This window comes from Micromonospora sp. WMMA1998, assembly GCF_027497375.1.
Classification (GTDB): Bacteria; Actinomycetota; Actinomycetes; order Mycobacteriales; family Micromonosporaceae; genus Micromonospora; species Micromonospora sediminicola.
The window spans coordinates 189194-202847 of sequence record NZ_CP114911.1 but is presented as its reverse complement, the minus strand read 5'-3'; the positions used below and the strand labels follow the sequence as shown (position 1 = coordinate 202847).

Sequence of the window (13654 nt, the reverse complement as noted above, 5' to 3'; positions counted from 1 at the left end):
TAGCAATCCCCCGATGGCGGGTCCGGGCCGGCAGTCGGCGAGCCTCATCGCGGTCCGTTCCGCCAGAGGCGAGGGCGCCGGCGACGTCGCGAGCGCCTACGGCTTGCGGGCGAGCAGTCCGACGAAGGTGTGGTAGGTGTCGGTCTGCTTCGGCGCGGACGTGCCCGAATCCGGACGCCACTCGGCCAACGGCACCAGCCCCGGCTCCAGCAGCGTCAACCCGTCGGCGAAGGAGAGGATCTCCTCGTCGGTCCGCCACCGGCCGGTGCCCAGCGACTCGTTGAAGACCCGCTCGACCTCGCGGGCCTTCCGGGAGCCCTCCGGGTCCCGCTCCCCCGGATCACGGAAGTGCGAGATCGCCACGTAACTGCCCGACGGCAGCGCGTCGATCAGCTCCGCGGACACGGCTCGCGGCTCCTCGTCGTCGCCGAGATGGTGCAGGATCGCGAAGAGCAGCAACCCGATCGGCCGGTCGAAGTCGAGGAACCGGCGGACGTCGGGATCGTCGAGGATCTCCTGCGGGCGTCGGATGTCGGCCTGGATCACCGTCGTCGTGCCCTCCGCGGCGAGCAGGGCCCGCCCGTGCGCCAGGACGATCGGGTCGTTGTCCACGTAGACCACCCGGGCGCTCGGGTCGTGCGCGGTGGCGACCTCGTGCACGTTGCCCTGGGTGGGCAGCCCGGACCCGACGTCCAGGAACTGGTCGATGCCGGCCTCGCTGACGAGGAAGCGCACCACGCGGCGCAGGAAGGCCCGGTTGGCCTGACCGGCGGCCGGCCCGTCCGGCGTGATCTTCAGGGCGTGCTCGGCGACCTGCCGGTCGACCTCGAAGTTGTCCTTGCCACCCAGGAAGTAGTCGTACACCCGGGCCACGCTGGGGACCGTGCGGTCGATGCCGGGGGGTGCGGCCTTGTCGCCGGTCAATGGCCTCTCCATCCGATTCTGGTCAGCGCACGGGGCGCTGAGGACGGCTCCGGGCTTCGTCCCGGAGTCTAGCGACCGGACGATGTGGAGCGTCGCCCCGCTGGTACCGCTCCCAACGGATCGGCGGCTCCGTCCCGCCAGCGGTAGAGGTCGCGCAGCAGGGCGATCTCGGCGCCGTGATGGATCAGCTCCCGGTTGACGTGCAGGACGATGCCCTCCATGGGAAACCGCTCGGGTCCCACCGTGGGCGGACTCTCCAGGTCAGCGTCCGAGAGTTCGCGGACCCCCGCGTTCCATCTCCCGTACATCTCGTCGAGCTGCTTCAGCGCCTCGTCAGCGGTCCCCGCGTAGGCGAAGGTCCGGGAGTCGACGTCGTGGCCGCCGAAGTGCCATGCGACCCGATAGCCCAGGCAGGAGACGATGATGTGCGCCAGCCGCCAGGCAATCGTGGTCACCGGCACCGGCACCGGGGCGGGGGACGCGACGTCCATCGCCCACTCCCGCGGACGTGCCGAGTTCGGCGCGGCCGACGTGTCACGTGGGCGGACGCTCCAGCAGCCGCGCACCGGCTCCCAAAAGTACTCCGCATCGGCAAGCCCGTGCAGCCGCGGCCGCAGATTCTTCTGCCAGTGCCGGTCCAACTGGTCCGCGAGCCGCTCGCTTCTTGCCAATTCCGCACCCTACCTCGACCGAGCCCGGGCATGATCACGACCGCGGTCGCCTGACCTCCTGATCCCCCGCGTGCGGCACCACTGCCGCGCCGTCACCGGCACGGCCCTGTTCGCCGGTCCGCTCGCCGTCCGCCTCGCTCGGGACGGCCGCCGCCCGCTGTCCGGGAACGGAGCCCGCGCGCGGGGCACGGCGGATCCGGCGCAGCACGCCGTGCCAGTTCGGGACCTCGGCGCTGTCGTCGAACGCCCGGGCGACCACCACGTCGGTCGAGGAGTGGGCCAGGATGGAGATGACGATGGTCAACGCGACGAGGTGGAACACCTCGTCGGCGGCGCCGATGCCGGCCTCCAGCACGAGCAGCCCGTAGACCACCGAGGCGAAGCCCTTCGGGCCGAACCACATCGCCGCGGCCTGCTCGCGCAGGCTCAGCCCGGAGCGCAGGAACGACACCCACAGCGCGACCGGCCGGGCCACCACGATCGCCAGCACCGCGAACACCCAGCCGGTCCAGGGAATCTCGCCGAGGAACCCAGGGGAGATCAGCGCCCCGAACACCAGCAGCGCGGCCAGCTTCAGCAGCTCCGCGACGTTCTCCCCGAAGTGCTCGAACGCGGCCCGCTCCCGGGGCCCGAAGGTCGCCACCGTGATGCCGGCAGCGAACGCGGCCAGGAACAGGTTGCCGTGGGTGGCCTTGCCCAGCGCCAGCACCAGCAACCCGATGGCCACCCCGTTCAGCGGCGCGTACGCCGCCGACGCGGCGAAGAACCGGGTCCGCTCCAGCGCGATCGCGGCCAGCGGCACGAGCACCCCGATCGCCAGCCCGACGCCCAGTTCGGTCGCCAACTCGCCCAGGTGCAGGTCGTCGGAGCCGGCCGCAACGGCCAGCAGCACCACCACGAACGGCAGCGCCAGCCCGTCGTTCACGCCCGATTCCACGTTGAGCAGGTGCCGCAGCCGGGCGGGCACCTTGTCGTTGCCGACCAGCGCGGCGGCGAACACCGGATCGGTCGGCGCCAGGATCGCACCGACCAGCAGCGCCTCGGGCCAGTCCAGGCCGGCCACGTAGTGCGCCAGCACGGCGGTGACCAGCAGGGTCAGCGGCAGCCCCCACCCCAGCGCCCGGCCGGGCAGCCGCCACGCGCTGCGCAGGTCCGCCCAGCCCACCCGCATCCCGTCGGTGAACAGCACCGCGAACAGCGCCAGCTCCGCCAACTGCGCCACGATCGGCGACTCGGCCTGCAGATGCAGTACCCCGGTGGTGCCCTCACCGAGGGCGAAGCCGGCGACCAGGAACAGCGCCGCGGTCGACAGGATCGTCCGCTTGGCCAGCGCCGACACCAGCACGGCGGCGAGCAGGACGGCGGCGAAGGAGAGCAGCAGCACGGGAACCTCCGGAGGACACGGCGAAGCAGGGTGCCGACCAGACTTCACGGCGCTCCACGGATCCGGCCGATCATATCGGTCCCGTGTCCGAGGTGCCTTGCACGTGGACGGGGGCGGCTTCCGCGCCCGCCGGATCGTGAGTACGGTTACCGCTGGTGTGCCGGGAAGCCTGGTCGGCGTTCGTGATCGTCGTCGACCGGAAGGCCCCTGATGACCGCACCTGCCATCCGCACCGACCAGCTCACCAAACGCTACGGCCGGCTCCTCGCCCTGGACGGGCTGGACCTGACCGTCGACGCCGGTGAGGTGTTCGGGTTCCTCGGCCCCAACGGCGCCGGCAAGTCCACCACCATCCGGTTGCTGCTCGGCCTGGCCCGACCCACCGCCGGCCGGGCCCGCATCTTCGACGTCGACGCCGGCGACGTGGCCGCCGCGCACCGACTGCTGGCGTACGTGCCCGCCGACGTCGCGCTGTGGCCGCAGCTCACCGGCGCGGAACTGCTGGACCTGCTCGCCGCCACCGGCCCGGGCGTCGACGTCGCGTACCGGGCCGACCTCGTCGCCCGCTTCGACCTCGACCTGTCCCGACCGGCCCGCACCTACTCCACCGGCAACCGGCAGAAGGTGGCGCTGGTGGCCGCGTTCGCGACCCGCGCTCCCCTGCTGGTGCTCGACGAACCCACCAGCGGCCTGGACCCGCTGATGGAACTGCAGTTCCGCCGGGCCGTCGCCGAGGCCCGCGACAACGGACAGACCGTGTTCCTCTGCTCCCACCAACTCGCCGAGGTGGAGGCGGTCTGCGACCGGGTGGCGATCCTGCGGGCCGGCCGGCTCGTCGACGTCGCGACCGTGCCCGAGCTGCGGCGGCTGCACCGCAGCGAGGTCACCGCCCAGTTCACCGGCCCCGCACCCGACCTGGCCACCGTGCCCGGCGTCGACCTGCTCGACCAGACGGACGGGACGCTGCGCTTCACCCTGGCCGGCCCGCCCGGCGCGGCGCTGCGCGTGCTCGCCACCGCCGAGGTCACCGCCCTCACCGTACGCGAACCCAGCCTGGAGGAGATCTTCCTCGACTACTACGGGCAGGCGGACCGGTGAGCGCCGCCGCGCCCACCGCGCCGGGCCGCGCGGTCACCCGCCTCGCGGCCCGTCAGGTGCGCCGCCCGGCGCTGGTCGTCGCCGCGGTGACCGTCGGCATGTCCGCCCTCGTCGTCGCCACCTACGCCCGCACCGTGGGCGACCCCGCGGCGGCGCAGGCGCTGGCCGCGCTCGCCGGAAACCCGGCCGTCCGCACCCTGTTCGGTGAACCCGTCGCCCTGGACACCGCCGGCGGGTTCGCCGTCTGGCGCACCGGCACCGTCCTCGCCGTCCTGCTCACCACCTGGGGTGCGCTGGCGACGACCCGGCTGACCCGGGGCGAGGAGGAGGCCGGCCGCTGGGACCTGCTGCTGGCCGGCCGGCTGACCCCGGCCGCCCTGTTGGGACGGCATCTCGCCGTGCTCACCCTGGCGCTGGCGTCGACCGGGCTCCTGCTCGCCGGGGCGCTCACGGCCCTCGGGACGCCGACGGGCGGGGCGCTGCTGCACGCCAGCGGACTCGCCCTGGCCGGGCTGACCGCGGTCGCGGCGGCGGCCTGCGCCGCGCAGATCTTCCCCACCCGCGCCGGCGCCACCGGCGCCACCCTGGCCTTCCTCGGCGTCGGGCTGCTGGCTCGCATGGTCGGCGACGGCGTGTCCGCGCTGGCCTGGCTGCGGTGGCTGCCCCCGTACGGCCCGCTCGCCCTGAGCCGCCCCTACCATGACGACCGCTGGTCTCCCCTGCTGACACAGGCCGTCAGCGCGGCGGCGCTGGCCTGCGTCGCGCTGGTCCTGGCCGGCAGACGCGACGTCCGGGCCGGGCTGCTGCGTCCGCCGGCCGGCCGCGCGCCCCGACGGTGGCTCCTCGGCTCCGTCGGCGCCTTCGCCGTCCGGCGCGCGGTACGCCCCCTCGCCGCTTGGTCGACGGGCATCGGCGCCTACTTCCTGCTGATCGGCCTGCTCGCCGAGTCGCTCACCGACTTCCTCACCGACAATCCTCGGTTCGCCGACCTCGCCGCCCAGGCCGGCTTCGCCGGTCTCGGCACCGTCGAGGGATACACGGCCACCCTCTTCGCCCTGCTCGCCGTTCCGGTCGGCGCCTTCGCCACCGCCCGCCTGGCCGCGTTCGCCGCCGCCGAGAACGCGGGACGGTTGACCCTGCTGCACGCCGGACCGGTCAGCCGCGCCCGCCTGCTGACCGCCGAGGTTGTCGCCACCGTCGCCGGGACCGCCGTACTCGTGGCCGTGGCCGCCGTCGCCACCTGGGCCGGCACGACGACTGTCGGCGCCGGACTACCGCTCACCGCCGCGCTGGCCGGCACCGTCAACGTCCTGCCGGTGGCGTTGCTGGGCGCCGCGGCCGCCACCCTCGCGGTCGGACTGGCGCCGCGGGCGGTGGCGACGATCGGCATGCTGCCCACCGCGGGCGGGTTCCTGCTCACCGCGACGGTCGACAGCGTCCACGCCCCGGCCTGGGTCGGCTCGCTGTCCCCGTACGCGCACCTCGCCGCCGTACCGGCCACGGCACCGAACTGGGCGGCAGCCGGCGTCATGGTCACCGGCGCCGTCGCCGTGATGTCAGCGGGAAGCTGGGCCTTTGCCCGGCGGGACCTGCGGCTCTGACGGCCGGCACGACCTCAGCGACGCCGGCCGTCCCGCCACCGGTCGATCAGGGCCGGCAGCTCCCGCCAGAGATAGTCGTAGAAGTCGCGCATCTCGGCGAGGCGGGCGCCGGCGACGCTGTCCGCGCCTGTCGCGGTGATGCCTTCGTCGGCGGCTTCCCGCATGGTTCCGATCATCGCGTTCTGACCGGACATGAGCGTCGCCCACGCGCCCTCGCGGAGCCGGAAGTGCTCCCGGCGGCTGCCGGGGGCGGGCACCCGCTCGATCAGCCCGACGGTCGACAGCGACTTGAGCGCGGTGGACACGCTGCCGGAGCTGATGGTGAGGGTGTCGGCGATCTCGCCGGCGGTCATCGTCTCCCGCTCGGTGAACAACAGCGCCGCCAGCACGCGGGCGGTCATCCGTTGCAGGCCACCCTCGGTGAGGGCCAGCGCCAGCCGCTCCGCCGGATCGCTCAGTGCCATCCGCGTCCTCCCCTCCTCGATCAGCCGAGATCTTAACATCTCGCACTCTTCAGAATTCTTTGAAACTTCGATACTCTGCAAGACGTGAGCGATGTGATCCAGCTGGAGAAGCTGACCAAGACGTACGGTCGCCGCAGGGGCCTGGTGGACCTGGACCTCTGGGTGGCCGAGGGCGAGGTGTTCGGCTATCTGGGCCCGAACGGGGCCGGCAAGTCGACCACCATCCGCGTGCTGCTGGACCTGATCCGGCCGACCAGCGGACGCGCACTGCTGTTCGGACACGACCCGCGCCGGCACGCCGTGTCCCTGCACCGGCGCGTCGGCTACCTGGCCGGCGACTTCGTCGTCAACCCGCGGCAACGGGTGGCCGAGTGCCTGACCTTCCTGGCCGGCCTACGCGGTGACACACCGAAGGCCCGCATCGACGAGCTGGCCGGTCGGCTGGAGCTGGACCTGACGGCGCGCATCGGCACCCTGTCGAAGGGCAACCGGCAGAAGGTCGGCCTGGTGCAGGCGTTCATGCACCGCCCGGCCCTGCTGATCCTGGACGAGCCGACGTCAGGGCTGGACCCCCTGGCGCAACAGACCTTCCTCGACCTGGTCCGCGAGGCCAGAGCCGCCGGACAGACGGTGTTCATGTCGTCGCACATCATGAGCGAGGTCGAGGCGGTCGCCGACCGGGTCGGCATCATCCGCGACGGCCGTCTCGTCGCGCTCGACACGGTGGCTCGACTCCGCGACCGCAGCGTGCACGAGTTCCAGGTCACCTTCAGCGGCCCGATCGACAGATCCGCGCTCGCCGCCCTGCCGGAGGTGTCCGGCCTGACCGTCGACGGACCGACCGCGAGATTCCAGCTCGCCGGCAGCCCCGACGGACTCATCCGCGTCCTCGCGCGGCACCGGGTCGCCGCGCTGCGCGCCACCGAACCCGACCTGGAACAGCTGTTCCTCACCTACTACCAGGCCGACGCCGCGAGCAGGGAGACCACGCATGCCTGACGTCCTGACCAAGACCCTGTGGGACGGCCGGCGCGGCCTGGCCGGTTTCGCCGCCGGCACCGCCCTGATCGGCGCCGCGTACGCCGGTTTCTACCCGCAGGTCGCCGAAGGCGCGATGGGACAGACCGTCCAGGGCTTCTCCCCCGCGCTACGCGAGGCGCTGCGGATGGACGACCTCGCCTCCGCCGCCGGTTATCTCGGCTCCAGCGTCTTCGGCATCATCGTGCCCCTGGTCGCCGTCATCTTCGGCATCACCACCGGCACCCGCGCGATCGCCGGCGACGAGGAGGCCGGCTACCTCGACCTGCTCCTCGCCCACCCGGTCAGCCGAACCCGACTGCTGCTGCACCGCTTCGCCGCGCTCACCGCCGGCGCCGCCCTCATCGCCGGAGTGGTCCTGCTGGCCATGCTCGCCGTCCGGCCCGGCGCCCGGCTCGACAGCATCAGCGTCGGCCAGTTCACCGCCCAGTGCCTCGCCCTGGCGCTGCTGATCGTCGTCTTCGGAACGATCGCGATCACCATCGGCGCGGCCACGGGCAGCCGGCCCGCCGCACTCGCGGGCACCGCAGGCGTCGCCGTCCTCACCTACGCCGCCGGCACCGCAGCCACCCAGCTCAACGCCGGCGCCCTCCGTTACGCCTCCCCCTTCCACTACTACATCGGCGGAGAACCGCTCCGTAACGGCTTCCAATGGACCGACCTGGGCGTCATGGCCGCAATCGTCGCGGTGCTACTGACCATCGCGGTGACCACATTCAACCGGCGCGACCTCACCAGCTGAGACGGTCGAATCACGTGGAGACCGTCCGCGTCGGCGCCTACGGTGCAGGCCGTGATCGACATACAGGTGCGGACAGAGCGAGGAGAGACCCTTGCCCGGGGAGCGCGCGGCTTCGACTGGTCGCAGGAGCTGATCGATCTCGACCCGTCGGCCTTTCCGATGCTCAGCGGCCTCTGCGCCTTTCTGGACACGATGTTCAACGAACGCCAGCTACCACTTCTGATCGACGAGTTGGACCGTTTGCCGTCCGGCGTCGCTCTGGACGACGGCAGCAGGGCGGAGATACGCCGACTCTGTGCGATCGCCCGGACGGGATCCCACCGTTATCTGTGGTTCCTGGGCGACTGACCCTGCCGCACGAATGGCGGGCAGCGGCCATCAGCGGGATGCGGCCCGCTTGACGTCCATCAGCTCAAGCACCTCGTCACTGAGTCCGTGGATCGTGATGTCGTCACGGTGGCTCTCCCACCGTTCGCGGTCGAGCACCAGGTTGGTCTGCTCCTGACGGGCACCGTCGAAAGCCCGGATCGTGGTGCCGTTCGACTGATAGCCAAGCGACCACGAGACGCCCAGCGACGGTGCGTTGGTGGACCAGGCGGCGGACTCGGCGCGATCCGCTCCCAGCCCGGCGAACGCGAGGTGCAGGCTGGCGCCCCGCATCTCCTTGCCGTAACCACGCCGCTGGAACCGCCGCGCGATCCATGACCCCGTCGAGACGGTCTTGGTGATCCCGAAGTCCTGCGCACCGATCTCCTGCACCCCGACGCACACGCCATCGACCTTCACCGCCATCACCAGGTTCCATCTGCTCGGCCGCCAGTCCGCCAGGGATGCCCAGTAGTACCGCAGGAACGACCACTCGGCCTGGGGAGACGGTCCCGACTCCCATCCCGCTACGGGCGAACGCGCCAGAAAGCGGCTCTGCGGATCGTAGATGCCGGCTGCCGCACGGATCGCCAGTTCGGCAAGCTCGTCCTCGCCCGGCACAGCCAGCTCGAGCACGGACGTCGTCACCCGCAGACGGCGCACGGGCCAGACCTCGGCCAATGTCATCCGAGCATCATGCCGTGTCCTGCCGCCTGCCGTCGCCCGAAGGTACCGAGGTCTCCGCACAGGCGGGCGAGTCTCGACGGTCCGACCTTCGCCACGCGCGGCTTCGTCTCCTATATAGCCACTGGCTCTCCAGCCCGACAGATCGTGCGCAACGGATCCCTGACGAGTGGTGTCGCCAGTGGGGAAGCTACCCGAGGTGCGGGCGCCGGCCGACGATCGGTCAGCCGAGGCGGTGGGCTCGGCGTTGGAGGTATCGCTGCTCGACCTGGTTGTGGGTCAGGGCGGCTGCTTCGCGGTACAACGCCGCCGCGCCGGCCGTGTCACCGGTCATCTCGAGCAGATGTGCGCGGATCGCGCGTTCGCGTTGCCGGGTCAGCGGTTCCTCGTTCAGGTGGTAGCCCCGGTTGAGGTCGTCGAGCAGGGCCAACCCCCGGGCCGGCCCGTACGCGTGCGCGACTGCGACCACCCGGCTCAGCCGTACCGGCGCGGTCGGACTGAGCCGTTCCAGTCCCAGGTACAGCGCCGCGATCTGGGGCCAGTCCGTCCGGTCCGGCGCCGTAGCCGCAGCATGCACGGCCGCGATCGCCGCCTGCAGCTGGTACGCGCCGACCTCGCGCCGCCGCCAGACGCTGTCGATGAGCTCCGTGCCCTCGCGGATCAGCTCGGGATCCCACCGTGTCCGGTCCTGCTCGTCCAGCGGCACCAGTTCGTCGCCGTCGGTACGGGCAGCGCGCCGCGACTCGGTGAGCAGCATCAGGGCGAGCAGCCCGGTCACCTCGGGGTCGTCCGGCAGGGAGTCGCGGAGCATGCGGGTCAGCCGGATCGCCTCGCGGGTCAGGTCCACGCGGGTGAGTGCGTCTCCGGTGGAGGCGGTGTAGCCCTCGTTGAAGATCAGGTAGAGCACCTGCATGACGGCGTTCATCCTGCTGTCGCGGTCGGCGTCGGTCGGCGGGGTGAACCGGGCGCCGGCGCGGGCCAGTTGCTTCTTGGCGCGGCTGATCCGGGCGCCCATGGTGTTCTCGGTCGTCCCGTGCGCGTGTGCGATCTCCGCCGTTGTCAGGCCGCCGACCGCGCGCAGCGTGAGCGCCGCCTGGGAGGTGGGGCTCAGCGCGGGGTGACAGCACAGCAGCAGAAGCGTGAGACTGTCGTCGGTCTCCAGCGCAGGGCCCGCCTGGCGGGTCGGGTCCCGCATCGCCAGCTCGCTCATCCCGGCGTGCCGCTCACGGCGGCGTCGGGCCTGGTCGGTACGGAGCAGGTCGACCATCCGCCGGTACCCGATCCGGATCAGCCAGGTGCGCGGGTTCTCCGGCACACCGTCCGTGGGCCACACCCGGCTCGCGACGAGCAGTGCCTCCTGTACCGCGTCCTCGGCGATGTCGAAGCGGCCGAAGCGCCGCACCAGCGCACCGAGAACCTGCGGCGCCTCGGTGCGCAGCAGGTGCTCTACGTTCGGCGTCACGCCGGTACTGCCGTTCGGGTGCCCTCCCGGCCTGCCGCCGTCCGGCGAGGCTGGACGCGGCGGGTCATGCCGCGAAGTCCGCGCCCATTATCGGCCGGATCTCCATCGGCTCGCCCAGAACCTCGACCATCCGCGAGACGATCTCGACGGCGCGCTCCTGGTTGTCCACGTCGATCACGGCAAAGCTGGCCAGGACCTCCTTGAGCTCGACGAACGGGCCGTCGGTCGCCACCACGCCGATCGAGGTCCTGCGGACCGTGGTGCTGACCGCCGGGTGACCGAGTCCCTCGCTGCTGACGAACTCGCCGGTCTCGATCAGCTCCTGCTCGAACCGCTGGTACGCGGCGAACGCGGCCAGCGCCTCCTCGGACGGGGTGTCGGCGGTCGCGGCGTCCCAGGCGGCGGCCGGCGTGTAGCTGAGCAGCAGATACTTCATGATCATCCTTGTGTTCGCGGGCTCGGGTCACGCTACGCCGATCGGCTCGAACGGCGCAGGGAGAGGGCGACGACCGTCGTCCAGGTGAAGGCGACCAGGCCGTTCACCGCGATCTGGATGCTCATGTGGCTCGGCGACATCGGCATCAGCAGGACGAGCGCGGCGAGGCCGTTCAGCGCCGCCGGCAGGGCGGCCCGACGGCGGACGTACCGGATGGTCAGCACGATGGCGGCGACGGCCAGCGCGGTGAAGGCGATGGCCGCCGCCGCCGAGTGCGCGATGCTGTGCCAGGACATCTCGTCGACGGGCCCGTCAGGGGCCCCTACCAGAAAGCCGTACTCCGGATCCATCGTGAACACCCCGGCCGCGACGAGCCCGGCACCGAAGATCCCGATGAAGAGCGGCAGCACACGCCGACCGGTGCCCTCGGTGAGCGTACGCCGGACGCCGACGGCGAGGGCGATCCCGCCGAGGCCGGCGAGCACGAACGTGGTGATCTGGATCCAGCCGAGACTTCCGGTGGCCAACTGGCTGATCGGGTGCCGCGTGATGTCGTAGCCCTCCCGCGTGAGCATCTGCGTCACGGCCGAGGCGAAGAAGACCGGTCCGGCGAGGCCGCCGGCGAGGAGCAGGCGGTCGGACGAGCGGCGGGCAGCGGGAACGGTGGCGGCGACGGTGGCCATGACTTCCTCCTTGGTGGGTGCTTGCCGTTACCTCGTGGCCGCACCGCGAACTTTGACGTTCTACGGCGTGAGCTGGATCACGCGACGTCGAAGTCAAGGCTCGGACGTCGCCTCCGAGGTACCGGCCGAACACCTACCGAGGAGGACACGATGTCTGAGAACACCCGGCCGAGCGCCGAACTGACCGCTCTGGACCGTCTGGTCGGCACCTGGTCGGTGGCCGGCGGCGCCGAGGGAACCGTGCGGTACGAGTGGATGGCCGGCCGGTTCTTCCTGCTCCAGCACGTCGAACTGAGCCAGTTCGGCCAACCCGTCACGGGTCTGGAGGTAATCGGCAATCTGCACCCGTTCGGTGAGCCGGTCGGCGGGGACGTGGTGTCGCGGTTCTACGACACGGCCGGCAACACCTTCGACTACGTCTACGAACTCGTCGGTGACAAGCTGACCATCTGGGCCGGTGCGAAAGGCAGCCCCGCCTACTACGAGGGCACATTCAGCACCGACGACACCACGGTCACCGGCGAATGGACCTACCCCGGCGGAGGCGGCTACGCCTCCACGATGACCCGGATCTGAGAACGGAAAACCACATCGACCCGAACGGCCGGAGCGCGGTGCCTCATCGAGGAGACACCGCGCTCCGGCCGTGTCGTCCTACCATTGCGGACCTCGCGGTCCGCACACTGGTGCACCTGGCCCGGACGTCCGGATCTGCCGCCGACAGCGCGTGCGCGCTCATGCCGCGCAAACCAGATAGCCCCGTACCGGGTGGTCGAATAGCTTGTTCCCTAGCTGGTGTGCCCACGTCGTAGGAGTTCGTGTGTTCGACTCGGTCCCTGGTCTGGATCCGGACCGGGCTGCACGGCTCACCGCCCTGGTTCAGGAGTGCCGGCCGCTGTGGAACCGGGGAGAAGGCATGGTTGCCGTTCAGCGGCGCCTGGGTGACCAGAACATCGGTGTCATCGACGCCATCCTCATCACTCGGGAACTGCTGGGCGCCGGACCAGGCACTCTCGGACAGGCCAAGGCGGTCGTGCTCACCAGTCCCGGTCGCGTCTACGCCTTGCGGTCACACCAGCAGCTCGTGGACATCCTCGAACGCGCACAGGACGTCGCCGAGGCCGCGCACGGCGTTGCCCGCGCCGACGGGACGACCATCATCGCCATCGACGGCCCGGGCGGATCAGGCAAGACGACGCTGGCGGCGAGCGTCGCGGAACTGCTCAGTGGCGCGACGATCGTCCACGGGGAGGACTTCTACCGACCCATGCCAGAACATGAACGTAGTCGACTCGACCCGCAGCAGGGCTACCAGCGTTACTTCGACTGGCAACGCCTCCGCGACCAGGTCCTCATGCCGTTGCGCACCCATCAGACGGCGCGCTACCAGAGCTACGACTGGGCCACCGGACAGCTCGCCACGTGGAATGAGGTGAGGCCAGGGGCCGCAGTCATCGTGGAAGGCGTCTACTCCGCCCGTCCGGAGTTGAGCCCCTACCATCACCTCACCGCCTATGTCGACACACCCCGTGAGATCTGCCTGCAACGGATGCGAGCCCGAGGCGAGAACAGCGAGGAATGGATCGGCCGGTGGCGCGCCGCCGAGGAATTCTACCTCCGTACGACATGGCCTCAGACCAGAGTCGAACTCCTCGTCCGCGGCTACTGAGGCAGAGGTACGTAGACGCGCCCGAAGGCCGAAACGCACAGCCTGAGCGCCCACTTCTGCTGCGGAGGGCTCGCCTCGCCGAAGAGCTCATCGACGGCCACGCACCGGCGCAACCAGCACCAGCCGACACACTGCTCGCCGCGCCCTCATGACAGCTGCGGTTTATCTCACCTCGGCAGAAACCGGATCGAGCAGGAAGAGGTCTTGGTCCCCGGTATAGCCCTCTACCTCAGCAGTGATGCGACGCTTCTGCCCCACGCCAATGGTGTCGGGGATGTTCGAGCCCGTCAGGCCCAGATCGCTGGTGATGTTGACGTCATTGAACTGGAAGTTGGGCCCGGTCACTCCCGACTCGATGCGATCTCCGGCGAAGACCAGGATGTCGTACCGCGTCTTGTCATCGCCGTGATGGTTCATCGCAGCGACCGCCTG

Annotated in this window: 16 protein-coding genes; 7 read left to right on the top strand and 9 right to left on the bottom strand. The window is 71.0% G+C overall.

Annotation, left to right across the window (positions count from 1 at the left end; genetic code table 11):
• Window positions 1–96 precede the first annotated feature (96 nt).
• The 3 genes from O7600_RS00965 to O7600_RS00955 all read right to left on the bottom strand — a co-directional run bounded on the left by O7600_RS00965 (window position 97) and on the right by O7600_RS00955 (window position 2979).
• Window positions 97–924, bottom strand: a complete 828-nt coding sequence (locus tag O7600_RS00965; protein ID WP_281591825.1) for an SAM-dependent methyltransferase — start codon at window positions 922–924, stop codon at window positions 97–99.
• 68 nt (window positions 925–992) lie between these two features.
• Window positions 993–1595, bottom strand: a complete 603-nt coding sequence (locus O7600_RS00960; protein ID WP_281591824.1) for a DinB family protein — start codon at window positions 1593–1595, stop codon at window positions 993–995.
• A gap of 34 nt (window positions 1596–1629) precedes the next feature.
• Window positions 1630–2979: a cation:proton antiporter gene (locus O7600_RS00955; protein WP_281591823.1), complete on the bottom strand. Its 1350-nt coding sequence runs from the start codon at window positions 2977–2979 to the stop codon at window positions 1630–1632.
• A 210-nt stretch (window positions 2980–3189) separates the two neighbouring features.
• Here O7600_RS00955 and O7600_RS00950 point away from each other — a divergent pair, with 210 nt between their 5' ends.
• Together O7600_RS00950 and O7600_RS00945 are read left to right on the top strand one after the other, a co-directional pair.
• On the top strand, window positions 3190–4077 hold the full coding sequence (locus tag O7600_RS00950) for an ABC transporter ATP-binding protein (RefSeq protein ID WP_281591822.1): 888 nt from the start codon (window positions 3190–3192) through the stop codon (window positions 4075–4077).
• Window positions 4074–5678, top strand: a complete 1605-nt coding sequence (locus tag O7600_RS00945; protein ID WP_281591821.1) for a hypothetical protein — start codon at window positions 4074–4076, stop codon at window positions 5676–5678. The genes O7600_RS00950 and O7600_RS00945 overlap by 4 nt, the downstream gene beginning before the upstream one ends.
• Window positions 5679–5692: 14 nt before the next feature.
• Here the strand turns inward: O7600_RS00945 and O7600_RS00940 are convergent, their stop codons facing one another.
• Complete coding sequence (locus O7600_RS00940; RefSeq protein ID WP_281591820.1) at window positions 5693–6142, bottom strand: MarR family transcriptional regulator; 450 nt, start codon at window positions 6140–6142, stop codon at window positions 5693–5695.
• 84 nt (window positions 6143–6226) lie between these two features.
• On the opposite strand from O7600_RS00940, the gene O7600_RS00935 reads away from it, so the two are divergent.
• From O7600_RS00935 to O7600_RS00925, 3 genes are read left to right on the top strand one after another with little or no spacing between them, the layout of a single operon-like run.
• A complete protein-coding gene (locus O7600_RS00935) occupies window positions 6227–7141 on the top strand; it encodes an ABC transporter ATP-binding protein (RefSeq protein WP_281591819.1) in 915 nt (304 codons plus the stop codon).
• Complete coding sequence (locus O7600_RS00930) at window positions 7134–7922, top strand: ABC transporter permease subunit (protein WP_281591818.1); 789 nt, start codon at window positions 7134–7136, stop codon at window positions 7920–7922. Before O7600_RS00935 ends, O7600_RS00930 begins: the two co-directional genes overlap by 8 nt.
• A 51-nt stretch (window positions 7923–7973) precedes the next feature.
• The gene (locus tag O7600_RS00925) at window positions 7974–8270 is read left to right on the top strand and encodes a hypothetical protein (RefSeq protein WP_281591817.1); all 297 of its coding nucleotides are present in this window, start codon (window positions 7974–7976) and stop codon (window positions 8268–8270) included.
• Window positions 8271–8300: 30 nt separating this feature from the next.
• On the opposite strand, the gene O7600_RS00920 is transcribed toward O7600_RS00925, so the two are convergent.
• The 4 genes from O7600_RS00920 to O7600_RS00905 form a co-directional block, all read right to left on the bottom strand.
• The gene (locus tag O7600_RS00920; protein ID WP_281591816.1) at window positions 8301–8975 is read right to left on the bottom strand and encodes a GNAT family N-acetyltransferase; all 675 of its coding nucleotides are present in this window, start codon (window positions 8973–8975) and stop codon (window positions 8301–8303) included.
• A gap of 220 nt (window positions 8976–9195) precedes the next feature.
• Complete coding sequence (locus O7600_RS00915) at window positions 9196–10434, bottom strand: sigma-70 family RNA polymerase sigma factor (RefSeq protein ID WP_281591815.1); 1239 nt, start codon at window positions 10432–10434, stop codon at window positions 9196–9198.
• Window positions 10435–10498: 64 nt separating this feature from the next.
• Window positions 10499–10870 (bottom strand): YciI family protein, encoded by a 372-nt coding sequence (locus tag O7600_RS00910; protein ID WP_281591814.1) that lies wholly within the window; start codon window positions 10868–10870, stop codon window positions 10499–10501.
• A gap of 32 nt (window positions 10871–10902) precedes the next feature.
• Entirely contained in the window at window positions 10903–11553 is a 651-nt protein-coding gene (locus O7600_RS00905; RefSeq protein WP_281591813.1) for a DUF998 domain-containing protein, read from the bottom strand.
• 150 nt (window positions 11554–11703) lie between these two features.
• Between O7600_RS00905 and O7600_RS00900 the strand changes: the two genes are divergently transcribed.
• A complete protein-coding gene (locus O7600_RS00900) occupies window positions 11704–12129 on the top strand; it encodes a hypothetical protein (RefSeq protein WP_281591812.1) in 426 nt (141 codons plus the stop codon).
• A gap of 244 nt (window positions 12130–12373) precedes the next feature.
• Window positions 12374–13222 (top strand): (d)CMP kinase, encoded by an 849-nt coding sequence (locus tag O7600_RS00895; RefSeq protein WP_281591811.1) that lies wholly within the window; start codon window positions 12374–12376, stop codon window positions 13220–13222.
• A 162-nt stretch (window positions 13223–13384) separates the two neighbouring features.
• Here O7600_RS00895 and O7600_RS00890 read toward each other — a convergent pair whose 3' ends face one another.
• A complete protein-coding gene (locus O7600_RS00890; protein ID WP_281591810.1) occupies window positions 13385–13639 on the bottom strand; it encodes a DUF4839 domain-containing protein in 255 nt (84 codons plus the stop codon).
• Window positions 13640–13654 lie beyond the last annotated feature (15 nt).

Bases quoted from the DNA above. Each gene is read 5' to 3' on its own strand.
- O7600_RS00905 (WP_281591813.1), bottom strand. From the start codon at position 11,553: ATGGCCACCGTCGCCGCCACCGTTCCCGCTGCCCGCCGCTCGTCCGAC.
- O7600_RS00930 (WP_281591818.1), top strand. From the start codon at position 7,134: ATGCCTGACGTCCTGACCAAGACCCTGTGGGACGGCCGGCGCGGCCTG.
- O7600_RS00920 (WP_281591816.1), bottom strand. From the start codon at position 8,975: ATGACATTGGCCGAGGTCTGGCCCGTGCGCCGTCTGCGGGTGACGACG.
- O7600_RS00950 (WP_281591822.1), top strand. From the start codon at position 3,190: ATGACCGCACCTGCCATCCGCACCGACCAGCTCACCAAACGCTACGGC.
- O7600_RS00900 (WP_281591812.1), top strand. From the start codon at position 11,704: ATGTCTGAGAACACCCGGCCGAGCGCCGAACTGACCGCTCTGGACCGT.
- O7600_RS00910 (WP_281591814.1), bottom strand. From the start codon at position 10,870: ATGAAGTATCTGCTGCTCAGCTACACGCCGGCCGCCGCCTGGGACGCC.
- O7600_RS00890 (WP_281591810.1), bottom strand. From the start codon at position 13,639: ATGAACCATCACGGCGATGACAAGACGCGGTACGACATCCTGGTCTTC.
- O7600_RS00940 (WP_281591820.1), bottom strand. From the start codon at position 6,142: ATGGCACTGAGCGATCCGGCGGAGCGGCTGGCGCTGGCCCTCACCGAG.